Consider the following 21,278-nt stretch of genomic DNA (forward strand, 5'->3'; position numbering starts at 1 on the left):
AGCCTCAAGCCCGCGCCCGCTGCCCCGCGCCGATCGTCTCGCGGGCCTTTTCCATCATCCGCTGCATGGCCCATATGCCGATTTCCTCGAGGGTGAGGGGGCGGCTGATGAGGTAGCCCTGGTAGAAGTCGCAGCCGGCGGCGGCGAGCAGCGTCATCTTCTCCGTCGTGTCGACGCCTTCGGCGATCACCGACATGTCCTGCGCATGGCAGAGCGCCACGAGCGCGCGCAGCGTCGGCAGCGCCGCCGAGCGGGTCAGGCTCTCGACCAGTTCGCGATCGAGCTTGATGGTCTCCGCCGGGTATTCGATGATCTGCTGCACGGACGTGTAGCCCGCGCCGAAATCGTCGATGGAGATGCGGAAGCCGCGTGCGCGCAGGATGTCGATGTTGCGGCGCGACTGCTCGCCGAGTTTTACCGCGAAGGTCTCCGTCAGCTCAATCTCGATCATGCGCGCATCGACGCCGTGGCGGTCGGCGCAGTCGCAGAAATGGTCGCTGATCGACTTGGTGTAGAGCTCGGCGGACGAGATGTTGATGCACAGGATCGTCTCGGCGCCGAAGAGCTTGCGGATATGGCCGTATTCTGCCATCGCGCGGTCGATCACCCACCAGTCGATCTTGCTGAAGAGGCCGGTCGTCTCGGCGATGGGGATGAATTCGTCCGGCGTCACGCGGCCGAGGAGGGGAGAGGTCCAGCGCAGAAGGGCCTCGCAGCCCGTCACCTTGCCGTGGCCGTCGACGATGGGCATGTAGACGAGGTGGAATTCCTCGTCGGGGTTGAGGACGCGCAGCTCCTCCTCGATGCGGCGCTGGCGGTTGCGCTTCTCGTGCAGCGAGCGGGAGTAGCGGGCCGAGCCGTTCTTGCCCTGGGATTTCGCCTGGTACATGGCCGCGTCCGCATTGGCGATGAGCTCGGCAAGCGTATGGGCGTCTTCCGGATAGACGGCGATGCCGATGCTGGCGGTGACCGGATAGGCCTTGTCCAGCACCTCGAAGCCTTCGGCGAAGAGCGAAAGGATCTCGTTCGATATCTGCGTGATCGTCCCGCAACCCGGCTGGCAGCGCAGCATGATGGCGAACTCGTCGCCCGAAAGCCGCGCGAAAAGCCCTTCCGGCAGGCCGTTTGCGGCCGTGATGCGGGTGACGATGGCCGAGATGCGCGCAGCAAGCGTCTTCAAAAGCTCGTCGCCGATCTTGTGGCCGTGCTTGTCGTTGACGAACTTGAAGTTGTCGACGTCGATGAAGAGCAGCGTGCAGCCGAGATCCTCGGCCTCGGCCTCTTCAAGGATCTGCGTGGAGCGGATGTTGAAATATTCGCGGTTGGAGATGCCCGTCAGCGTATCCGTCCAGGAGGCGTTCTGCACGAGGTCGAAGGACTTCATCGAATGGTCGTGCAGCCGCTTGACGTTGACCGAGAGGCGGCCGATCTCGCCGGCCTCGTGCATGTCCGGCAGGGCGCTGCGGCTGCCGGTCATGACGTCGGTGAGCTGGCGGTCGAGGCGGGCGATGGGATTGGTGATGTAGCGGCGCACGAGCAGCAGCACGAGGCCGATGGTGCACAGGCTGAGGGCGATGGCACCGACGGCGAGCAGGGTCTTCAGCGTGCGGAGCCGGTTTTCGAGGAAGACGGTATCGGGCGTCAGCCGCGCGAACAGCGACGGGCCGAGCGTCGCCGTGGCCGAAAGCGCGCCCTGCGAGAGGAACTGGTGGCGGCTGATCTCGATCGCCGCGCCGTATTCCTTTTCGAGCCCGCGCTTCATGTCGAGGAAGGCGCGCGGCCGCACGGCGGTCTGCACGAGGATCGCGCCGCCCTTGGCGCTCGCCACCGGCCGGTTGAAGGTCAGCGGATCGATGAATTCCGAATGCACGATGAGCGGATCGAGGCCGGGTTCGTCCAGATAGGACCAGGAGGAGAGCCGGGGGCTTGCAATGACCTGACGGGCATGATCGAGCTGCTGCGGCGTGATCTGCGCGAACGGGTCGTCGCTGTCCTCGAAATAGTAATCGACCGTCAGCGGCGGACGGATGATGGCGACCGAGATGAAGCGCCTCTGGTCGTCCGAAAGGGAAGTGATGGACTGTTGCAGCCGGACGCCGAGCGCCGTGCTGCGATAGGCCGGGTCGCGCTCGTTGATGAAGAGGCGCACCGCGCCGCCCTCGACGAGCGAATAGATGAAGCTGCGGTTCTGCGTCACGTCGTTCTGGAAGACGGCGGTGAGCAGGCCCATCTGCTGCCACAGGCGCGCACGCTCCAGCCCGAGGATCGACGAGCTCTGCACGTAATAGATCAGGGAGGCCGCGAGCACGTAGCCTGAAAGAATGACCGGGAAGATGAGGGCGAGGGCGCGTTTACCGAGCGTCACTGCGTTGGGCCAGACTGCTGATGATGCGGCGGCGGGCCTGGACCGATTCGACGGTCAGTTCCTCCTGAAGCTGGCTCTTGGCCAGGATTTCCGGTGCGGCATAGATTTCGGGATTGGACTGGACGTCCGGCGGAAGCAGCGCCAGCGCAGCGGTGCTTGCGGTCGGCATGTTGAGCTTGAGGGCGTTGCGCGCGCCGTTCTTCGCGTTGCTGATGTAGTCGACGAGCTTGAGCGCGAGTTCCTTGTTGCCCGAGCGCTCGCTGACGGTGATGCAGTCGAGCCAGGAGAGCGTGCCTTCCTTCGGCACGACGTAGCGCCAGAGGCCCGGCGCGTTCACCTTGTCGTTCAGCGTGTACTGGTCGCCGCTGTAGCCGAGCGCCATGTAGATGTTCGGTCCCTTGTCCGGGCTCTGCACGGAGGTGATGACGTAGTCGTAGGTCAGCACGTAGGGCGCCTGCGCCTTCATCAGCGCGTAGGCGGCCTTCAGCGATTCGTTGTCGTTGGCGTTCACCGACTTGCCGAGCAGCACCAATGGGGCGACGAAGGCCTCCGCATGGTCGTCGTACATGGCGATATGGCCGCGCAGGCTTTCGGCCGGCTTCATGAGGTCGGCCCAGGAGGCGGGCGCCGTCGTCACCTTGTCGGAGCGGTAGAGGATGCCCATAGTGCCCCACAGATAGGGCACGCCATAGCCGCCGCAGCGCTTCGTCCAGCTTTCGGCATAGTCCTTCAGGGCCGGCACGTTGGCCGCATCCAGCGCCATGATGATGCCGCGGTTGCCGTAGAGCTTGGCGCCGTTCTCGTTGGTCACGACCGCGTCGACATTGCTGTTGGGGTCGGCGAGGATCTCGTCGCGCGCATCGCCGCTGTCGTAGAAGGTCTGCCGCACCTCGATACCGGTCTCGGCCGTGAAATCGGCAAGGATCTGCTCGTCGATATAGGCTTCCCAGATGAGGAGGTTGAGCGTGGTCGCCCCGGCGGGGCCGGCCGCGGCGAGGGCCGTCAGAGAGACTGCTGCAAGAAGTGCGCCGCGCATGCCAAGGCCCCATTGCCGTTACGTCGGGCAGGATAGGGGCGAAGGATTTATGAAGCGTTACAACCGCTAAGCCCTTTGCCGCTCCTCTTCAACCGGGACACGGCATCGCCGCTTCGTCCCGTGATATATTGTGGACGTGCCGGGGCGCCGGCCGCCTTGCGGTTGGCCTGCCGCCGGGCGCGCTCTATGAGCAGGTTCACACGATGCGCGCCCGCCTGTGCCGGCCGCAACCAGAGGAGTTCGACATGGCCCCGACCCCGCTCAAGATCGCGAACCTCATCGCCGCCGAGATCAAGGCGAGCGCCGCGCAGGTCACCGCCGCCGTCGGCCTCATCGACGAGGGCGCGACGGTGCCCTTCATCGCCCGCTACCGCAAGGAGGTGACCGGCGGCCTCGACGACACGCAGCTTCGCACGCTCTCCGAACGGCTCACCTATCTGCGCGAGCTGGAGGCCCGCCGCGCCTCCATCCTCGAAACCATCGCGGGGCAGGGCAAGCTGACCGACGAGCTCGCCGCCAAGATCGCCGCCGTTTCGACCAAGGCCGAGCTGGAGGATATCTATCTTCCCTACAAGCCCAAGCGCCGCACCAAGGCGGAGATCGCCCGCGAACGCGGCCTCGGCCCGTTGGCCGACGAAATCCTTGCCGACCGCGCGCTGGTGCCGGCCGAGCTTGCCGAAAAGTTCCTCTCTGCCGAAGTGCCGGACGTGAAGACGGCGCTGGAAGGCGCGCGCGACATCGTCGCCGAGCAGATCACGGAGAACGCCGATCTTCTCAAGCGCCTGCGTGACTACATGAAGGACAACGCCTTCCTGCGCTCGCGCGTGGTGGAGGGCAAGCAGGAGGCGGGCGCGAAGTTCTCCGACTATTTCGACCATACCGAGCGCTGGGCAACGGTGCCCGGCCACCGGGCGCTCGCCATGCTGCGCGGCTGGAACGAGGAAGTGCTGTCGGTCGATATCGTCGTCGACCAGGACAGCACCGAGCCGGTCAAGCCGGCCGAGCGCATCGTCGCCTCCTTCTATGCGGTCGGCACGAAGCCGGGCGACAGGTGGCTTTCCGAGGTGATCGCCTGGACCTGGCGCGTCAAGCTCTCCATGTCGCTCTCGCTCGACTTGATGCGCGAGATGCGCGAGCGCTCGGAGGAGGAGGCGATCCGCGTCTTCGCCCGCAACCTCAAGGACCTGCTGCTCGCCGCCCCCGCCGGCACGCGCGCCACGATGGGCCTCGACCCGGGCATCCGCACAGGCGTCAAGGTCGCCGTGGTCGACAATACCGGCAAGCTGGTCGAGACGACGACCGTCTATCCCTTCCCGCCGAAGAACGACGTGCGCGGCACGCAGGCCGCGCTTGCGAGCCTCGTGCGCAAGCACAGGGTCGAGCTGATCGCCATCGGCAACGGCACCGGCAGCCGCGAGACGGAAAAGCTGGTCGCCGACATGCTGGCAGAGCTTCCCGCGCCCAAGCCGACGAAGGTCATCGTCTCGGAGGCCGGCGCCTCGGTCTATTCCGCCTCGGAGGCGGCTGCCGCCGAATTCCCGAACCTCGACGTCTCGCTGCGCGGCGCGGTCTCCATCGCCCGCCGCCTGCAGGACCCGCTCGCCGAGCTCGTCAAGATCGAGCCGAAATCCATCGGCGTCGGCCAGTACCAGCACGACGTCGACCAGGGGAAGCTCTCGCGCTCGCTGGACGCCGTGGTGGAGGATGCGGTGAACGCCGTCGGCGTCGACCTCAACACGGCCTCGGCCCCGCTGCTCGCCCGCGTCTCGGGCCTCGGCAAGTCCTCGGCCGAAGCCATCGTCGCCCATCGCGACGCGAACGGCCCGTTCGAAAGCCGCAAGGAGCTGATGAAGGTCTCGCGCCTCGGCGCGCGCACCTTCGAGCAATGCGCCGGGTTCCTGCGCATCCCGAACGGCAGGGAGCCGCTCGATGCCTCCTCCGTGCACCCGGAAGCCTATGGCGTCGCCAAGAAGATCGTCGCGGCCTGCGGGCGCGACGTGCGCGCCCTGATGGGCGACAGCGCGGCGCTGAAGACGCTCGATCCGAAGGTCTTCGTCGACGAGCGCTTCGGCCTGCCGACCGTGAAGGACATCCTCGCCGAACTGGAAAAGCCCGGCCGCGACCCGCGTCCGGAATTCAGGACGGCGACCTTCGCCGACGGCATCGACGACATCAAGGACCTCAAGGTCGGCATGCTGCTCGAAGGCACGGTGACGAATGTCGCCGCCTTCGGCGCCTTCGTCGATATCGGCGTGCATCAGGATGGCCTCGTGCACGTCTCCCAGCTCGCCGACCGCTTCGTCAAGGACCCGCACGAGGTGGTGAAGGCCGGCGACGTCGTGAAGGTGCGCGTCACCGAAGTGGACGTGCCCCGCAAGCGCATCGGCCTTTCCATGCGCAAGGACGGCGCCGCTCCCGCCGGGCGCGACAACGCCCCGCGGAACGACCGCAACGCGGGCATGAAGCCGAAGTTCAGCCAGGCCGCCCCGAAGCGCGAGGCCCCCGCGCAGGGCGCCTTCGGTGCGGCGCTGGCCGAGGCGATGAAGCGGAAGTAAGCCCTAGTTTTCCTAATGGCTGCCGGCAGAAATCGTCGTTTGTCCCGGCCCATGGCCTTGCGCATAGTCGCGGCATGGGCGGGCTCAAACGGGGCCGGCGGCGCGGCGCGCCCCGGTGCGCGACAGACAGGAAAACGACATATGACGATCACGATTTCACGCCGGCAGGCAATCGCCGGTGCCCTTCTTGCCGTTCCCGCGGTTTCCGCATTGGCGGTACCGGCGGCGGCCACAGCGGGCGGCGCGCTGGAGCAGCGGCTTGCCGCGCTCGAGGCGCGCCATAGGGGCCGCATCGGCGTTGCCATACATAATCTCGCAACGGGCGCGCAGATCGGCCACCGTACCGGTGAGCGCTTCCTGATGTGCAGCACCTTCAAGGCGCTGCTGGCGGCTCATGTCCTCGCCCGCGTGGACGGCAAGCAGGAAGCGCTCGACCGGCGGATCGTCGTGAAGAAATCCGATATCATCGACTGGGCGCCGGCAGTGGAAAAGCGTGTCGGCGAGGGCATGTCCGTTGCCGAACTCTGCGAGGCCGCCATCACCCTCAGCGACAACGCCGCCGCCAACCTGCTGCTGGGCGCCTCGGGCGGCCCGGAGGCCGTCACCGCCTTCCTGCGCGGCTGCGGCGATACCGTCACCCGGCTCGACCGAACGGAACCGGCGCTCAACTACCACGACAAGGCGGGGGACGAGCGCGACACGACGACGCCCGCGGCCATGACCGGGACGCTGCACAAGCTGCTGTTCGGAACTGTTCTTTCCGCACCCTCGCGCGCCCAGCTTGCCGCCTGGCTGGTGATGAACAAGACCGGCGACGCGCGCCTGCGCGCCGGTTTCCCGGCGACATGGCTGACCGGCGACAAGACGGGCACCAACGGCGACACGGCCGGCAATGCCAACGACGTCGCCGTGGCCTGGACGCCGTACCGTGGCGCTGTCGTCGTCACCGCCTTCTGCGAGATCCCGGGCATTTCCGGCGAGGAGCGCAACGCCGTCATCGCCGAGATCGGCCGCATCGCCGCCGAGGCCTGACACGGAGGGCGCCGCCGAAGCGCGGCGCCTCACGCCTCCGCTTCGCCCTGCAATGCCGACAGCACGTTCATCGCGTGGCCGGCATACTGGCTGATCCAGCGGTCGTGGATCGCCTTGATCGGCAGGGCGTTGAGATGGTTCCAGCGCTCGCGGCCCTCGCGGCGGGGGATGACGAGGTTTGCTTCCTCCAGCACCTTCAGGTGCTGCATGACCGTGCAGCGGTCCATGTCGGAAAACCGCTCGCAGAGTGCGCCCGTCGTCAGCGGCGCGTCCTTCATCGCATCCAGCATCTGCCGCCGCCGTGCATTGGCGAGCGCCTTGAAGACGGCATCCTGTTGCGATTCGCTTGACATGTTATATTTTTATAACATATTGTGATGCTTCACAAGGCAGGGGCGGTACGCCCGGAGGAGGACGGCATGACGCTGGAATTTCGCGTGAACGGGCGTATCGGCAAGCCGGTCGCCGAGGTCTTCGACGCCGTGGTCAATCCGGCAAAGCTGAGCGGCTATTTCACCACGGTCGGCGGGGCGAGCGCGCCGCTCGCCGAGGGCACGACGGTGACCTGGTGGGGCATGGCCCCGGTCGTCGTCGAGAAGGTGGAGAAGGACGCGCTGATCGTCCTGCGCTGGGATGCGATGGTCGAGGAGGGCGAGGCGCCTTACAAGACCCGCGTCGAGATGCGCTTCCAGCCGCTGGAGGACGGCGGCACGATGGTCACCATCGCCGAGACCGGATGGCGGGACAATGCGCGCGGCCAGAAATCCTCCTACATGAACTGCGAGGGCTGGTCGCAGATGCTCGCCTGCATGAAGGCCTACCTGGAATACGGCATCAACCTGCGCGAGGGCTACTATCCGAGCGAGATGAAGGGCGTCGTCACCGCCGAGCAGCAGGATTTCGTTTGACGCCGCCGGCTTGCTCCCGGCAGGGCGAGGGCGTAAGGCTTTCGCCATGCAATGGAGTGACGAGGCCATCGTGCTGGGCGTGCGGCGCCACGGCGAGACGTCGGTGATCGCCGAGGTGATGACGCGCGGGCGCGGGCGGCATCTCGGCATGGTGCGCGGCGGGCGCTCGCGCACCATGCAGCCGGTTCTCCAGCCGGGCAATTCGGTGGAGGTCACCTGGCGCGCGCGGCTCGACGAGCATCTCGGCGAGTTCCGAATCGAGCCGATGACGCTGCGCGCCGGTCGGCTCATGGAGACGGCGACGGCCGTCTACGGCGTGCAGGCCATGGCCGCACTCCTGCGCTTCCTGCCCGAGCGCGATCCGCACCCCCATCTCTTCGAGGCGCTTTCCGTCATCCTCGACCACCTGCACGAGCCGGCCGATGCCGGCGAGCTCTTCATCCGCTTCGAGCTTGCCGTGCTCAACGATCTCGGCTTCGGCCTCGACCTTCTCGAATGCGCGGCGACGGGCACGCGGGACGACCTCTGCTACGTCTCGCCGAAATCCGGCCGCGCCGTCTCGCGCGGGGCGGGCGCGCCCTGGGCGGACAAGATGCTGGCGCTGCCCACGTTCCTGCGCGACGAGAGCCGTCATGCCGCCGATGCCGTGGCGCTTGCGGACGGTTTCCGCCTCACGGCCTTCTTCCTCAACCGGCATGTCTGCGAGCCGCGCGGGCTGGAGCTTGCCAGCGCCCGCGAGGGTTTCGTGCAGGCGGCGCTGAAGGCGCTCGGCACGCCGCAGAACGACCAATCCCGAAAGGCACATGCATGACGGTCGATATCTATCCGGGGCTGACGGTCGGCGGCGTCGGCACGCTGCCGCTCGACGTGGTGAAGCGCGACGGCGGCCTGAAGGTGCTTGAGGCCATGCTCGCCGGCACGCTGCCCGCCCCGCCGATGGCCAAGACGCTCGCCTTCAGCATGACGGAGGTGGAGGAGGGGCGTGTGGTCTTCGCCGGCCTGCCGTCTGCCGATCATCTCAATCCGCTCGGCACGGTGCATGGCGGCTGGACGGCGACGGTGATGGATTCGGCCCTCGGCTGCGCCGTCTTCTCCGTTATCAGGCCGGGCGAGGCCTATACGACGATCGAGTTCAAGGTGAACCTCGTGCGCCCCGTCCTGCCCGGCATGGGCGAGGTCTTCTGCGAGGGGAAGATCGTCCATCGCGGCCGCACCATCGCCACCTCCGAGGCGTGGCTTCGTGATGCGAACGGCAAGCTGCTCGCCCACGGCACGGAAACCTGCGCGATCTTCCCCATCGACAACCTGACACGCTGACTGCGAAGAGATCGCGGGGCTGAAACGTCCCCGGTTTGGCGTTCGGGCGAAACCGGGTAGTCTGCGCGCCGTTCGTGCCGCGTTGGAGTCTTCATGTTCGAAATCCTGCCCCTGGTCGCCCTCGGCCTTGCCATCTACGCCCTCAACATCGCGCGCGGCAGCGCACGGACCCTCGGCGAGGAGGTCGACCGCCTCCGGCAGGAGGTGGAGGCCCTGAAGGCCGGCGGCGTGGTGAAAGAGGCCGAAACGGTGCCGGAAGAACCGGAGACGGAAGTCGCCGGTCCATGGGCCGCAGGCACGGTGGACGAAGCGGAAAAAGACAAGGCGATCGTCGGCGGCGAATCCGCCGCGCCGGCGGAGGCTGTTGCGGCGAGCGAGACTGCGGAAGACGCTGCCGCCGCTCCGGTGCAACCGAAGGAAAGCTTCGAAAGCCGCATCGGCGCGCGCTGGGCCGTCTGGGTGGGCGGCATCGCGCTCGCGCTCGGCGGCATCTTCATGGTGAAATACTCCATCGAGGCGGGGCTTCTGAGCCCGGCGGTGCGCCTGTCGCTCGCCGCCGTCTTCGGCCTCGTGCTGATGGCGGCGGGCGAGGCCGTGCGCCGCCGCGCTCAGCCGCTCATCGCCAATGCCTTCCGCAATGCCATGATCCCCGGCGTGCTGACGGCGGCGGGCGCCATCACGCTCTTTGCCGTCGCCTATGTCGCCTATGGCGTCTATGCCTATATCGGGCCGCTTGCCGCCTTCGTGCTGCTCGCCGCCGTCGCCTTCGCGACCATCGGCCTGTCGCTGCTGCACGGGCAGGCGCTCGCCGGCCTCGGCCTCCTCGCCTCCATGATGACGCCGGCGCTGGTGGCGACCGACAGGCCGAGCGCCTGGACGCTCTTCGGTTTCCTTTCCGTCGCGTGGCTCGCCACCTTCGCCGCCGCGCGCATCCGCCGCTGGCAGGTCGTGCCGGCGCTCGCCAATGCCGGCATGCTGCTCTGGGCGCTCCTCTATCTCTCGCAGGCCGCCGCCCCGGATGCCCTGCCGGTGCTGATGGCCATGCTGGTGCTCGCCCTCGGCCACGGCCTCGTCTGGCCGGGCAACGTTGCCGCCGAAGAGATGCCGCATAGCGCGCCCTCCGCTGACCCGCTCGGCGGCCTCTTCGCCCCGCCGGCCGTCGCCGTCTCGCTGACGGGCGCGCTCGCCATGGCCTTCCCGGCGCTGGTGCTGGCCGGCGGCATGCCATCGATTTCCCATGCGGACTACGGTTTTGCCGCCGTCGTGCTGGCGCTCGCCGCCCTCGGCGCGCTGCGCGGCTGGGCGATCTACCCGGCGCTGCTTTCGGCCTTTGCGGCCGTTGCCGGCACCGCCGCGATGGCGGCGCTGCCGAACGGCCTGATCGATGTCGTCGGCTCGCTCACGTCCCCGACATTCGACAGCGCCGCGCCGCTGGTTGGGCCCGCGCCGGTCAACCTGCTCCTTTCCTTCGCCGCGCTTTTCGCCGCCGTCGGCCTTGCCGGCGTGCGGCTGCGCATGGGAGAGGCGCTTGCGACGATGTGGAGCGTGCTGGCGCCGGCCGTTCCCTTCGTCATCGCCACGATCAGCTTCCTCTGCTTCGGCGATCTCGGCTTCGACCTCAAGCACGGCCTCTTCGCGCTGGTCTTCGGCCTCGTCTTCTTCGTCATGGCGGAGGTCTTTTCTCGTGAACGGCAGGAGACGGACGGCCTCTTCATCCCGCAATGGGCGCTTGCGGCGGGCGGCTTCGCCTTCCTCGTTCTGGCGCTACACGCCATGACGAGCGGGCTTGCGACGACGCTCGGCGTCGCGCTGCTCGGCGCGGCCGCGGTCTTTGCGACGCGCCTTCGCCCCTGGCCGGTCCTGCCCTGGCTGATGGCGGGCGCGGCGGCGGTCATCGCCGGCCGCATCGCATGGGAGCCCACCATCGTCGGTGCGGCGAACCTCTCGAAGACGCCGGTCTTCAACCAGCTTCTCGCCGGCTACGGCATTCCCGCCCTGCTGCTGGCGCTCTCGGCCTTCGAGCTGCGCCGCTGGCCGGGCGAACGCATCCGCAATCTCCTGCAGGCGCTCGCCAGCCTCTTCCTCCTGCTGACGGCGGCGATCCTCGTGCGCCACGGCATGAACGGCGGCGTGCTCGACAGCGCCGTGCCGACGCTCGGCGAGCAGGCGATCTACACGCTGCTGGTCATCGGCGCCTCGGCGATCATGATGTCGCTGGACCTGAAATCGCCGAGCCCGGTCTTCCGCTACGGCTCGATGGTCGTCGGCGGCCTCTCGATGCTCTCGGTGCTGAGCGCCCATTTCATCGGCCTCAATCCCTATTTCACCGGGGAACTCCTCGGAAAGTGGCCGGTGCTCGACCTCCTTCTCGTCGGCTACCTGCTGCCGGGCATTGCCTATGGGGGCCTTGCCTACTATGCGCGCGGCCGCCGGCCGGCGCCCTATGTGATGGCGCTGGCGCTCACCGGCGTCGCGCTCGTCTTCGCCTGGGTGACGCTCTCGGTGCGCCGCTACTGGCACGGCGAGAGCATCGCCGGCTGGAAGGGCTTCCTCCAGCCGGAGACCTATACCTATTCCGTCGTCTGGCTGCTGCTCGGCGTGCTGCTTCTGGCGGTCGGCTCGAAGGCCGATTCCAAGGCCATCCGCCTAGCCTCGGCCGGCCTCGTGCTGATCGCGGTGGTGAAGGTCTTCCTCATCGACATGTCCAATCTCGAAGGCATCCTGCGCGCGCTCTCCTTCATCGGGCTCGGCGCGGTGCTGATCGGCATCGGCCTGTTCTACCAGAAGATCCTCTCCGGAAAGTCCGGGACGGGCGAAAAGGCGGAATTGAACGGCAAGGCCTGACCGGCTAGGAACGCCCATGTCCTTCACTTGCCTTGCCGCCGCCTTCTCGCCGCTCGACGGCCTTGCCGAACGCCTGCTGCCGCAGGCTTTTTCGGCCGACGACGGCTCGCACGACGCCGCCCATCTCATTCGCGTGTGGAAGAACGCCCGGCGCATCCGGGCGGAGGAGGGCGGGGACCTGCGCCTGCTCGCCGCCGCCGTGCTGCTGCACGATTGCGTGGCGGTGGAGAAGAACTCGCCGCTGCGCGCCGAAGCTTCGCGCCTCGCCGCGGAAAAGGCCGCCGGCCTGCTTGCCGCCGAGGGCTGGAACGCGGAAGACGTCGCCGCCGTCGCCCATGCCATCCTCACCCACAGCTTTTCCGCAAACCTTGTTCCGGAAACGCTGGAAGCGAAGATCGTGCAGGATGCCGACCGGCTCGACGCCATCGGCATGGTCGGCGCGGCGCGCTGCTTCTACATTGCCGGGCGCATGGGCAGCGGCCTCTACGATTCGCTCGACCCGCTCGCCGAAAACCGACCCCTCGACGACAAGGCCTTCGCCATCGACCATTTCGAGGTGAAGCTCTTCAAGCTGGCAGACGGCTTCCAGACGGCGGCCGGCGCGCGCATGGCGCAGGAGCGCACGGAGCGCCTGAGGACGATCCGCGCCATGCTTCTGGATGAAATCTGAGGAAAAACATGCTTTTGTGCTGCCGGATTGAATCGGTTCGCCAGCGCGTTGAATCGAAATGTCAGGAAAGGGTCGTCCCATGAAGGTCGTGGGCCTCAACATCCACCCGCTGAAGAGCGCCCGGGCCATTCCGCTCGAAACGGCGGAAGTGCGCCTCGACGGCCTTGCCGGCGACCGGCGCTACATGATCGTCGAGCCGGACGGCCGCTTCATCACACAGCGCGAACTGCAGGCGCTCGCCCGCGTGGAAGCGACGGCGGTAGGCGATAGCCTGCATCTGGAAATGGAGGGCCGCCAGCTCTTCGCCAGCTTCGAGCCCGAAGACCGCCTCGACGTGCTCGTCTGGGACAGCCCCGTCAGCGCGTCGGTCGCCGACGAGGCGGTGAACGAGGTGCTGTCGGACTGGTTCGCCCGGCCGGTGAAGCTCGTATACATGGATGCGCTCTCGCACCGCGCCGAGGGCGAGGAATGGGCGGGCAGTCCGACGCCCGTCGGCTTCGTCGACGGTTTTCCCGCCCTCGTGACGACCACCGGCTCGCTGGCCGACCTCAACCGCACGCTCGTGGAAAAGGGGCAGGAGCCGGTCGGCATGGACCGCTTCCGCACCAACATCCTCGTCGAGAACGACGAGCCCTGGGCGGAAGACTTCTGGGAGACGATCGAGGTGGGCGGCATTGCCTTCGACCTCGTCAAGCCCTGCGCGCGCTGCATCATGACCACGCAGGACCAGATGACCGGCGAGCGGATCGGCGGCAACCCCATCCAGGGCCTTGCCGAAAAGCGCATGTCCGCCGACCGCCGGGTGCCCGGCGTGCTCTTCGGCTGGAACATGGTGCCGCGCGCCACCGGCGAAATCCGCCTCGGCGATCCGGTGCGCGTGGTCAGGACCCGCACCGAACGCTGGCCGCTGAAGGTGCGGGGATAGCGTCTTCTCACACCCAGCCGCGGCGGCGGAAGTAGAGGAAGGGCACGAGCGCCGAGAGGATCATGATGGCGATCGCCCAGGGATAGCCGAGGTGCCATTGCAGCTCCGGCATCAGCTCGAAGTTCATGCCGTAGACCGAGGCGACGAGCGTCGGCGGCAGGAAGACGACCGAGGCGACGGTGAAGATCTTGATGATCTGGTTCTGCTCGAGATTGATGAGGCCGAGCGTCGCGTCGAGCAGGAAGTTGATCTTGCCCGAGAGGAAGGCTGCGTGGTCGCCGAGCGAGGAGGCGTCGCGCTGCACGAGCTTCATCACCTGGCGGATTTCCTTGGAGGGGCGTCGCGCCGGATTGTCGATCGCCGCATGGAAGGCGACGAGGCGCGAGGTGCTGACGAGGCTTTCGCGCACGCCGCTGAGGAAATCGCCCTTGCGGCCGAGCTGCTCGATCAGCGCCTCGAGGTCGCGCGTCTTGTTGCCGGAGGAGGTGCCGGTCTTGCTGCGGAAGACCTCGCGGGAGATGGCGTCGATCTCGTTGCCGAGCCGTTCCAGTACGTCCGCCATGCGGTCGATCACCGATTCGATGATGCCGAGCATGACGTCCCCGCCCGACTGGTAGCTGTGGCCGTTGCCGCGCAGCGCCCGGGCGCAGAAGGTGGCGAAGGGCTTGGCGTCGGTGTAGCGCACCGTCACCAGCGTCGCCCCGCGCAGGATGAAGGTCGCCGGCGTCTTGGCCGGCTCGTCGCCGTCGAGGTTGGTCAGCATCGTCATGGTCATGAACTCCGCCCCGTCCTCCTGGTAGAGCCGGGCGGAAAGCTCGATGTCCTCCATCTCCTCCTTGCTCGGGATGGTGATGTGGAGCGCGGCTTCGACCTCCCGCACCTCCTCGGGCGCGGGATCGAGCAGGTCATACCAGAGGGCAGGGGAGACCGCCTGCTCGATGGCCGGGTTGGAAATTTCGCGCAGGCAGAAGCGGTCCGCCCTGCGGGCATAGATTTGCAGCATGCTTCACTCCTTTGAGGGCATTCTCGCCGTCCGGAGGAAGCCGCAGGGCTCTACCGGATGGGCCGCTCGATTGCTCTCGATCGTCGACTGTCGGGATCCATTTTTCTATCCGGGTTCGGTTGGCGCCGTGTGACGCCCGACGGTGGCAATGCGCCTAAATCGATGGCGCGTCAAGTCGAACCGCGGGTTTGCCGGACCGCCTCATCTCATCAATCGGGCTGATCGCCCGCTCAATTAAATTCATTTCTATTTATCAATGGCTCGCCTTAGATTGCGCCTCCGATTTTGGAGACAGTTCCATGCCCGCTTCCCGTCCTGAAACCGCTTCCGCCGCGGCCCGGCCGATGCCCTGGCTCATCATCCTCGCCGGCTCGCTGATCGCCGTGCTCACCTTCGGCCCGCGCTCGGCGATGGGCTTCTTCCAGCTTCCGATGCTCCAGGATACCGGCTGGGACCGCACGACCTTCGGCCTCGCCATGGCGTTGCAGAACCTTGCCTGGGGCGTCAGCCAGCCCTTCTTCGGCGCCATCGCCGACAAGTTCGGCACCTGGCGCGTGCTCCTGATCTCCGGCCTCGTCTATGCGCTCGGCCTCTACCTCATGTCGCTCGGCACATCGCCGCTCTGGCTGCATGTCGGCGGCGGCGTGCTGGTCGGCCTCGGCGTCGGGGCGGGCTCCTTCGGCATCCTGCTTTCCGCTTTCGCGCGCAACGTGACGCCCGAGCAGCGCTCCATGGCCTTCGGCATCTGCACGGCGGCGGGCTCGGCCGGCATGTTCCTCTTCGCGCCGCTCTCGCAGGGCCTCATCAGCGCCTTCGGCTGGTCGGACAGCCTCGTCTATCTCGGCATCCTGATGCTTGCCGTGCCCGTCATCGCCATTCCGCTGCGCGGCAATTCCTCCTCCGGCATCACTGCGGCGAGCGAATACAAGCAGACCATCGGCGAGGCGTTGCGCGAGGCGCTCGGCTACCGCAGCTACCTGTTGCTCGTCGCCGGCTTCTTCGTGTGCGGCTACCAGGTCGCCTTCATCACCGCGCATTTCCCGGCCTATCTCAGCGACATCGGCATCGATGCCCGCTATGCCGTGATCTCGCTGGCGCTGATCGGCTTCTTCAACATCATCGGCTCGCTGGCCGCCGGCTTCATCGGCCAGCGCTACTCCAAGCCCTATTTCCTCGCCTATATCTACCTTGCCCGGTCCGTCGCCGTGTCGGCCTTCATCCTGCTGCCGAAGTCGCCCGTCTCGGTCATCGTCTTCGCCGTCGTCATGGGCCTCCTGTGGCTCTCCACGGTGCCGCCGACCAACGGCCTCGTCGCCATCATGTTCGGCACGCGCCATCTCGGCCTTCTCGGCGGCATCGTCTTCCTGTCGCACCAGGTCGGCTCGTTCCTCGGCGTATGGATGGGCGGTTACCTCTACGACCATTTCGGCACCTACGATCCGGTCTGGTGGCTGGGCGTGGCGCTCGGCCTCTTCGCGGCCGTCGTCCATTGGCCGATCGAGGAGAAGGGCGTTACCCGCCCGGCCGTGGCCTGATCGCAAACAATGCGCCGCCCGGCAAAGGATTCCGGGCGGCGCGCCTTGCAAAGCGTCACGAAAGTTTCTAAATCTGATCCACCGGCAATGCCGGTTTTGTTTTAAGGCTATTATGCTCAACTTGAGCAAAATAGCTTGAGAGGAGGGTTCCATGACCGTTCTGGCCCAGCATGCGCAGGCAGCCGAAGCCGCTCGCCCGCTCACCGCCGCGGAGCGCTTCGGCGTCGTCGATAAGCCGGATCTTGCCTTCACGCCGGAGATCGCCCGCGAGACCGAGCATCTCTACGAGAAGGTCAGGCAGTTCATCCCCGCCTTCGAATGGCCGGTCTATGCGCCCTATGTCGCCGCCATCAACCGGCTGAAGAAGGAGCGCGGCGCGGTCATCCTCGCGCACAATTACCAGACGCCGGAAATCTTCCACTGCGTCGCCGATATCGTCGGCGATTCGCTCCAGCTCGCCCGCGATGCCGCCAAGGTCGATGCCGAGATCATCATCCAGTGCGGCGTGCACTTCATGGCCGAGACCTCCAAGCTGCTGAACCCGGAAAAGACCGTGCTGATCCCGGATTCGCGCGCCGGCTGCTCGCTGTCGGATTCGATCACCGGCGCGGATGTGCGGCTCCTGAAACAGCGCTATCCGGGCGTTCCGGTCGTCACCTACGTGAACACCTCGGCCGACGTGAAGGCGGAGACGGACATCTGCTGCACCTCCTCCAACGTGCTCGCCGTCGTCGAGAGCCTTGCGAGCGACACGGTGCTGTGCATTCCCGACGAATATCTCGCCCTCAACGTCGCCCGGCAGACGAACAAGAAGATCCTCACCTGGAAGGGGCACTGCGAGGTACACGAGCGCTTCACCGCGGCCGAGCTCCTTTCCTACAAGGAAGCCCATCCCGGCATCGAGATCATCGGCCATCCGGAGTGCCACCCGGACGTCATCGAGGTGTGCGATTTCGCAGGCTCCACCTCGGGCATGATCAACTACGTGAAGGACCATCGCCCCTCGCGCGTGCTGCTCGTCACCGAATGCTCCATGGCCTCCAACATCCAGGCGGAGCTTCCGGACGTCGATTTCGTCAAGCCGTGCAACCTCTGTCCGCACATGAAGCGCATCACGCTGCCGAAGATCCTCGACAGCCTGGTGTCCATGACGGAGGAGGTCCTGGTCGACCCGGCAATCGCCGACCGCGCCCGCCTCGCCGTCGAGCGGATGGTGAATTTGAAACAGTAGTGGAGCGCGCGCCTTTGGTGTCGCCCCTCATCCCCCTGCCGGGACCTTCTCCTTGGCTGCGGTGAGAAGGGGAAAACGGTAAGCCCATCGCTCCTCGCCCCGCTTGCGGGGAGAGGATGCCGGCAGGCAGGTGAGGGGCGCGGCGCGCAGGAGGAAAACAGCATGCCCATCGACAGCTTCCGTCCGCAATCCTGGAACGGCATCGACGATATCGTCATCGTCGGCGGCGGGCTTGCAGGCCTTTTCTGCGCGCTGAAACTCGCGCCGCGCCCCGTCACCGTCCTTGCCGCCGCGCCCATCGGGCAGGGCGCATCCTCGGCCTGGGCGCAGGGCGGCATCGCGGCGGCCATGAGCCCCGGCGACACCTTCGACAAGCACGTCGCCGACACGCTGGAGGCCGGCGCCGGCATCGTCGACGAGAAGATGGCGCGCTTCATGGTGGCCGAGGGCCCCGCGCGCATCCACGACCTCCTCGACTACGGCGTGCCCTTCGACCGGGACCTCGAGGGCAGGCTGATGCTTTCCCGCGAGGCCGCCCATTCGGAGCGGCGCATCGTGCGCGTCAAGGGCGACATGGCCGGCAAGGCCATCATGGAGGCGTTGATATCCGCCGTGCGCAAGACGCCGTCGATCCGCGTGCTGGAAGGCTACGTGGTCGAGGAGCTGGTGCGCGAGGGCCGCTTCATCGCCGGCGTCGTCGCGCGGCCGGATGCCGGCCAGTCGAAGAAGCGCGTGCATTTCCCGGCGCGCGCCGTGGTTCTGTGCTCGGGCGGCGTCGGCCATCTCTTCGCCGTCACCACCAATCCGTGGCAGGCCTGCGGGCAGGGCGTCGGCATGGCCGCGCGCGCCGGCGCCATCATCGCCGATCCGGAATTCGTGCAGTTCCACCCGACCGCCATCAATATCGGCCGCGATCCCGCTCCGCTCGCCACCGAGGCGCTGCGCGGCGACGGAGCGCATCTCGTCAATTCCGCCGGCCATCGCTTCATGCTGGATATCCACGAGGACGGGGAGCTCGCCCCGCGCGACATCGTCTCGCGCGGCGTCTATGCCGAAGTGCAGGCCGGCCGAGGCGCTTTCCTCGATTGCACCAGGGCCGTGGGGGCGCATTTCCCGGACATGTTCCCGACCGTCTACGCCTCCTGCAAGGCGGCCGGCATCGATCCGGTGACGCAGCCGATCCCCGTCGTGCCCGCCGTCCACTACCATATGGGCGGCGTGCTGACGGACGGGGAGGGACGCACCTCCATCGACGGCCTGTGGGCGGCCGGTGAGGTCACCTCGACCGGTGTGCATGGCGCCAACCGCCTTGCCTCGAACTCGCTTCTCGAAGCCGTCGTCTTTTCCGCGCGCATCGCGGAAAACATCAAGGGCATGCTGCCGGAGCCCAAGACCAACGACTGGGGCCAGAATGCCGGCGAGAGCGACGACCTCGTGACGGTGGAGGACAGCGCCGCGCTGAAGCGCCTGCGCCGCGTCATGAGCGACTGCGTCGGCGTCATCCGCGAGCGCGAGGGCCTGAAGACGGCCATCCGCGAGATCGCGGCGCTGGAGCGCGGGAACAGCCGCATGCGCTTCCACAACATCGTCACCACCGCCAAGCTGATCGCCGTCGGGGCCTATCTGCGCGAGGAAAGCCGCGGCGGCCACTTCCGCTCCGATTTCCCCGAGCAGAAGGCCGCCTGGAAGCACCGCACCTTCCTGACGCTCGCCGATGCCGAGAAGGTGGTGGCGGAGGTCGCGGAAACGGCGGCGGCGTGAGGTGAGGCGGCCCGTGGTGGTTCACCCCCCTCTGCCCTGCCGGGCATCTCCCCCTCAAAGGGGGGAGATTGGTTGGAGGACTGTTTCGCGTTCCTTTGACGTTACGGTTTGAAGGGTGTTTTCGCTTCCAGCCGATCTCCCCCCTTGAGGGGGAGATGCCCGGCAGGGCAGAGGGGGGTAGCGCCTCCGCAGGACGATGAGAGGAGGACCGAATGCCGCATCACGAGGTTCGCCCCACAACACGCGGAAACGCGCGCAGGATGCGTCGGGCGATGACGGATGCGGAGCTGCGGTTCTGGAATGCGGTTCGTGCCCATCGTCTCATGGGACTGAGCTTCCGCAGGCAAATGCCGATAGCAGGCTACATTGTCGACTTCGCCTGTCCCGAGCATAAGATCATCGTCGAAATCGATGGTTCGGGGCATGCCAGACCGGACGCATTGAGGTCGGATGAGGAACGCAACAATAAGCTCGAAGCGCTCGGCTGGACGATCTTACGCTTCTGGAACGACGACGTGCTGAAGGACATCGACGGCGTGTGCACCCACATTCTCCGCGTTGTCGGTTTCGATGCCTTCGAAGAAAGAATTTCTCAGGAATACAGGATATCCCCATGACCCACCCCCATCTCCCTGTCCTCTCCCCGCTGATGGTGGAGGACCAGGTGCGTGCGGCGCTTGTCGAGGATCTCGGCCGGGCCGGGGACATCACCAGCCAGGCGACCATCGCGCCGGAGATGACGGCGACGGCGGAGCTGAACGCGCGGGAGGAGGGGGTCGTCGCGGGTCTCGATCTGGCGCGCGCCGCCTTCCGGCTGATGGACCCGGCAATCCGCTTTGAGGCCTTCGTGAAGGACGGCGACCGGCTTTCCCCCGGCACGATGATCGCGACGATCTCCGGCCCGGCGCGGGCGGTGCTTTCGGCCGAGCGGGTGGCGCTGAACTTCCTCATGCACCTTTGCGGCGTTGCGACCTATACGGCACGCTTTGCCGGCGAGATCGCCCATACGAAGGCGAAGGTCTGCTGCACGCGCAAGACGATCCCCGGCCTCAGGGCGCTCGAAAAGTATGCCGTGCGCATGGGCGGCGGCTCCTCGCATCGCTACGGTCTCGACGACGCCATCCTCATCAAGGACAACCACATCGCCGTCGCCGGCGGCGTTGCCGGCGCCATCCGCGCCGCGCGGGCCTTTGCCGGCCATCTCGTCAAGGTGGAGGTGGAGGTGACCACGCTGGAGGAGCTGGAGGAGGCGCTGGAGGCGCAGCCCGACGTGATCCTTCTCGACAATATGGGGCCGGAACTGCTGCGCCGCGCCGTCGAGATCAACCGCGACTGCGCCGGCCTTTCGGACGAGGCCTATGCCGCCGATCCGCGCCGGGTGAAGCTCGAAGCCTCCGGCAACGTGAACATCGCCACCATCCGCGCCATCGCCGAAACGGGCGTCGACTACATCTCGACCTCCAAGATTACCATGGCCGCGCCGACGCTGGACATCGGCCTCGACATCGTCCTGCGATAGCGGAACACCATACAGCGCGATGCGTTCCGGCTCCTTGAGCACCTGAACGGAGGACGCATCATGTCGAAGATCGTCGCGCTTGCCGCCGCAGCGGTAATCCTGGCCGCACCGGCTTTCGCCCAGCAGACGAAGAACACGGCCGAGGCCAATTTCGTCGACCGCGCCGGCACCGAGACCGGCCGCGCGCACCTGACCGCGGGCCCCGAGGGCGTGCTGTTCGAGGTGGAGATCTCCGGGCTCACCCCGCGCAAATGGGTGGCGCTGCACATCCATGAGAAGGGGGCCTGCGATCCCACGGGCGGCCACGAATCGGCCGGCGGCCATTTCAATCCGGATGAGAGGAAGCACGGCTTCGCCTCCGCCGATGGCCCGCATGCGGGCGACCTGCCGAACCAGTATGTCGGCGACGACGGCATCCTGCGCGCGCAGATCTATTCTACCATGGTGCGCCTCGACGATGCCGAGCGCGGCATCCGCGGCCGCGCGCTGATCGTCCATGCCGGCTCCGACGACTACCGCACGGACCCGGCCGGCGGGGCGGGCGACCGGATCGCCTGCGCGGTGATCAAGTAGCGGT

18 protein-coding genes are annotated in these 21,278 nt (G+C 67.0%); 14 read left to right on the forward strand and 4 right to left on the reverse strand.

Annotated elements, in window-relative coordinates; translation table 11 throughout:
* Positions 1 to 4: 4 nt before the first annotated feature.
* Together ACZ5TO_RS04825 and ACZ5TO_RS04830 are read right to left on the reverse strand one after the other, a co-directional pair.
* Positions 5 to 2,365: a putative bifunctional diguanylate cyclase/phosphodiesterase gene (locus ACZ5TO_RS04825; protein WP_464799744.1), complete on the reverse strand. Its 2,361-nt coding sequence runs from the start codon at positions 2,363 to 2,365 to the stop codon at positions 5 to 7.
* The gene (locus ACZ5TO_RS04830; protein ID WP_464799745.1) at positions 2,352 to 3,401 is read right to left on the reverse strand and encodes a polyamine ABC transporter substrate-binding protein; all 1,050 of its coding nucleotides are present in this window, start codon (positions 3,399 to 3,401) and stop codon (positions 2,352 to 2,354) included. Before ACZ5TO_RS04830 ends, ACZ5TO_RS04825 begins: the two co-directional genes overlap by 14 nt.
* A 245-nt stretch (positions 3,402 to 3,646) precedes the next feature.
* On the opposite strand from ACZ5TO_RS04830, the gene ACZ5TO_RS04835 reads away from it, so the two are divergent.
* Positions 3,647 to 5,956 (forward strand): Tex family protein, encoded by a 2,310-nt coding sequence (locus ACZ5TO_RS04835; RefSeq protein WP_464799746.1) that lies wholly within the window; start codon positions 3,647 to 3,649, stop codon positions 5,954 to 5,956.
* 141 nt (positions 5,957 to 6,097) lie between these two features.
* The gene (bla, locus tag ACZ5TO_RS04840) at positions 6,098 to 6,988 is read left to right on the forward strand and encodes a class A beta-lactamase (RefSeq protein WP_464799747.1); all 891 of its coding nucleotides are present in this window, start codon (positions 6,098 to 6,100) and stop codon (positions 6,986 to 6,988) included.
* 29 nt (positions 6,989 to 7,017) lie between these two features.
* Here bla and ACZ5TO_RS04845 read toward each other — a convergent pair whose 3' ends face one another.
* A complete protein-coding gene (locus ACZ5TO_RS04845) occupies positions 7,018 to 7,341 on the reverse strand; it encodes an ArsR/SmtB family transcription factor (protein ID WP_464799748.1) in 324 nt (107 codons plus the stop codon).
* Between the two features lie 66 nt (positions 7,342 to 7,407).
* Between ACZ5TO_RS04845 and ACZ5TO_RS04850 the strand changes: the two genes are divergently transcribed.
* From ACZ5TO_RS04850 to ACZ5TO_RS04875, 6 genes are all read left to right on the forward strand, one after another.
* The gene (locus tag ACZ5TO_RS04850; RefSeq protein WP_464799749.1) at positions 7,408 to 7,896 is read left to right on the forward strand and encodes an SRPBCC domain-containing protein; all 489 of its coding nucleotides are present in this window, start codon (positions 7,408 to 7,410) and stop codon (positions 7,894 to 7,896) included.
* A 46-nt stretch (positions 7,897 to 7,942) separates the two neighbouring features.
* Positions 7,943 to 8,707 (forward strand): DNA repair protein RecO, encoded by a 765-nt coding sequence (gene recO / locus ACZ5TO_RS04855; RefSeq protein WP_184144695.1) that lies wholly within the window; start codon positions 7,943 to 7,945, stop codon positions 8,705 to 8,707.
* Entirely contained in the window at positions 8,704 to 9,213 is a 510-nt protein-coding gene (locus ACZ5TO_RS04860) for a PaaI family thioesterase (RefSeq protein ID WP_464799750.1), read from the forward strand. The genes recO and ACZ5TO_RS04860 overlap by 4 nt, the downstream gene beginning before the upstream one ends.
* Positions 9,214 to 9,306: 93 nt before the next feature.
* A complete protein-coding gene (locus ACZ5TO_RS04865) occupies positions 9,307 to 12,057 on the forward strand; it encodes a DUF2339 domain-containing protein (RefSeq protein WP_464799751.1) in 2,751 nt (916 codons plus the stop codon).
* A gap of 16 nt (positions 12,058 to 12,073) precedes the next feature.
* On the forward strand, positions 12,074 to 12,727 hold the full coding sequence (locus tag ACZ5TO_RS04870; protein ID WP_464799752.1) for an HD domain-containing protein: 654 nt from the start codon (positions 12,074 to 12,076) through the stop codon (positions 12,725 to 12,727).
* A gap of 79 nt (positions 12,728 to 12,806) precedes the next feature.
* Complete coding sequence (locus tag ACZ5TO_RS04875; RefSeq protein WP_464799753.1) at positions 12,807 to 13,652, forward strand: MOSC domain-containing protein; 846 nt, start codon at positions 12,807 to 12,809, stop codon at positions 13,650 to 13,652.
* Positions 13,653 to 13,659: 7 nt separating this feature from the next.
* On the opposite strand, the gene corA is transcribed toward ACZ5TO_RS04875, so the two are convergent.
* The gene (corA, locus tag ACZ5TO_RS04880; protein WP_464799754.1) at positions 13,660 to 14,655 is read right to left on the reverse strand and encodes a magnesium/cobalt transporter CorA; all 996 of its coding nucleotides are present in this window, start codon (positions 14,653 to 14,655) and stop codon (positions 13,660 to 13,662) included.
* A gap of 299 nt (positions 14,656 to 14,954) precedes the next feature.
* On the opposite strand from corA, the gene ACZ5TO_RS04885 reads away from it, so the two are divergent.
* From ACZ5TO_RS04885 to ACZ5TO_RS04910, 6 genes are all read left to right on the forward strand, one after another.
* Positions 14,955 to 16,190 carry an MFS transporter gene (locus tag ACZ5TO_RS04885; protein ID WP_464799755.1) on the forward strand — a complete coding sequence of 412 codons (1,236 nt, stop codon included), beginning with the start codon at positions 14,955 to 14,957 and terminating at the stop codon, positions 16,188 to 16,190.
* Positions 16,191 to 16,341: 151 nt separating this feature from the next.
* A complete protein-coding gene (gene nadA, locus ACZ5TO_RS04890) occupies positions 16,342 to 17,421 on the forward strand; it encodes a quinolinate synthase NadA (protein WP_464799756.1) in 1,080 nt (359 codons plus the stop codon).
* A 162-nt stretch (positions 17,422 to 17,583) separates the two neighbouring features.
* Positions 17,584 to 19,182: an L-aspartate oxidase gene (locus ACZ5TO_RS04895; protein ID WP_184144687.1), complete on the forward strand. Its 1,599-nt coding sequence runs from the start codon at positions 17,584 to 17,586 to the stop codon at positions 19,180 to 19,182.
* Between the two features lie 212 nt (positions 19,183 to 19,394).
* Positions 19,395 to 19,799, forward strand: a complete 405-nt coding sequence (locus ACZ5TO_RS04900) for an endonuclease domain-containing protein (protein WP_464799757.1) — start codon at positions 19,395 to 19,397, stop codon at positions 19,797 to 19,799.
* Positions 19,796 to 20,701 (forward strand): carboxylating nicotinate-nucleotide diphosphorylase, encoded by a 906-nt coding sequence (gene nadC / locus ACZ5TO_RS04905; RefSeq protein ID WP_464799758.1) that lies wholly within the window; start codon positions 19,796 to 19,798, stop codon positions 20,699 to 20,701. Before ACZ5TO_RS04900 ends, nadC begins: the two co-directional genes overlap by 4 nt.
* A 60-nt stretch (positions 20,702 to 20,761) precedes the next feature.
* Positions 20,762 to 21,274 carry a superoxide dismutase family protein gene (locus ACZ5TO_RS04910; RefSeq protein ID WP_464799759.1) on the forward strand — a complete coding sequence of 171 codons (513 nt, stop codon included), beginning with the start codon at positions 20,762 to 20,764 and terminating at the stop codon, positions 21,272 to 21,274.
* Positions 21,275 to 21,278: the final 4 nt, after the last annotated feature.

This window comes from Shinella sp. Sh6, from assembly GCF_055392685.1.

Bases quoted from the DNA above. Each gene is read 5' to 3' on its own strand.
- ACZ5TO_RS04900 (WP_464799757.1), top strand. From the start codon at position 19,395: ATGCCGCATCACGAGGTTCGCCCCACAACACGCGGAAACGCGCGCAGG.
- nadC (WP_464799758.1), top strand. From the start codon at position 19,796: ATGACCCACCCCCATCTCCCTGTCCTCTCCCCGCTGATGGTGGAGGAC.
- nadA (WP_464799756.1), top strand. From the start codon at position 16,342: ATGACCGTTCTGGCCCAGCATGCGCAGGCAGCCGAAGCCGCTCGCCCG.
- ACZ5TO_RS04850 (WP_464799749.1), top strand. From the start codon at position 7,408: ATGACGCTGGAATTTCGCGTGAACGGGCGTATCGGCAAGCCGGTCGCC.
- bla (WP_464799747.1), top strand. From the start codon at position 6,098: ATGACGATCACGATTTCACGCCGGCAGGCAATCGCCGGTGCCCTTCTT.
- ACZ5TO_RS04875 (WP_464799753.1), top strand. From the start codon at position 12,807: ATGAAGGTCGTGGGCCTCAACATCCACCCGCTGAAGAGCGCCCGGGCC.
- ACZ5TO_RS04830 (WP_464799745.1), bottom strand. From the start codon at position 3,401: ATGCGCGGCGCACTTCTTGCAGCAGTCTCTCTGACGGCCCTCGCCGCG.
- recO (WP_184144695.1), top strand. From the start codon at position 7,943: ATGCAATGGAGTGACGAGGCCATCGTGCTGGGCGTGCGGCGCCACGGC.
- ACZ5TO_RS04885 (WP_464799755.1), top strand. From the start codon at position 14,955: ATGCCCGCTTCCCGTCCTGAAACCGCTTCCGCCGCGGCCCGGCCGATG.
- corA (WP_464799754.1), bottom strand. From the start codon at position 14,655: ATGCTGCAAATCTATGCCCGCAGGGCGGACCGCTTCTGCCTGCGCGAA.
- ACZ5TO_RS04860 (WP_464799750.1), top strand. From the start codon at position 8,704: ATGACGGTCGATATCTATCCGGGGCTGACGGTCGGCGGCGTCGGCACG.
- ACZ5TO_RS04895 (WP_184144687.1), top strand. From the start codon at position 17,584: ATGCCCATCGACAGCTTCCGTCCGCAATCCTGGAACGGCATCGACGAT.
- ACZ5TO_RS04865 (WP_464799751.1), top strand. From the start codon at position 9,307: ATGTTCGAAATCCTGCCCCTGGTCGCCCTCGGCCTTGCCATCTACGCC.
- ACZ5TO_RS04910 (WP_464799759.1), top strand. From the start codon at position 20,762: ATGTCGAAGATCGTCGCGCTTGCCGCCGCAGCGGTAATCCTGGCCGCA.
- ACZ5TO_RS04835 (WP_464799746.1), top strand. From the start codon at position 3,647: ATGGCCCCGACCCCGCTCAAGATCGCGAACCTCATCGCCGCCGAGATC.
- ACZ5TO_RS04870 (WP_464799752.1), top strand. From the start codon at position 12,074: ATGTCCTTCACTTGCCTTGCCGCCGCCTTCTCGCCGCTCGACGGCCTT.
- ACZ5TO_RS04845 (WP_464799748.1), bottom strand. From the start codon at position 7,341: ATGTCAAGCGAATCGCAACAGGATGCCGTCTTCAAGGCGCTCGCCAAT.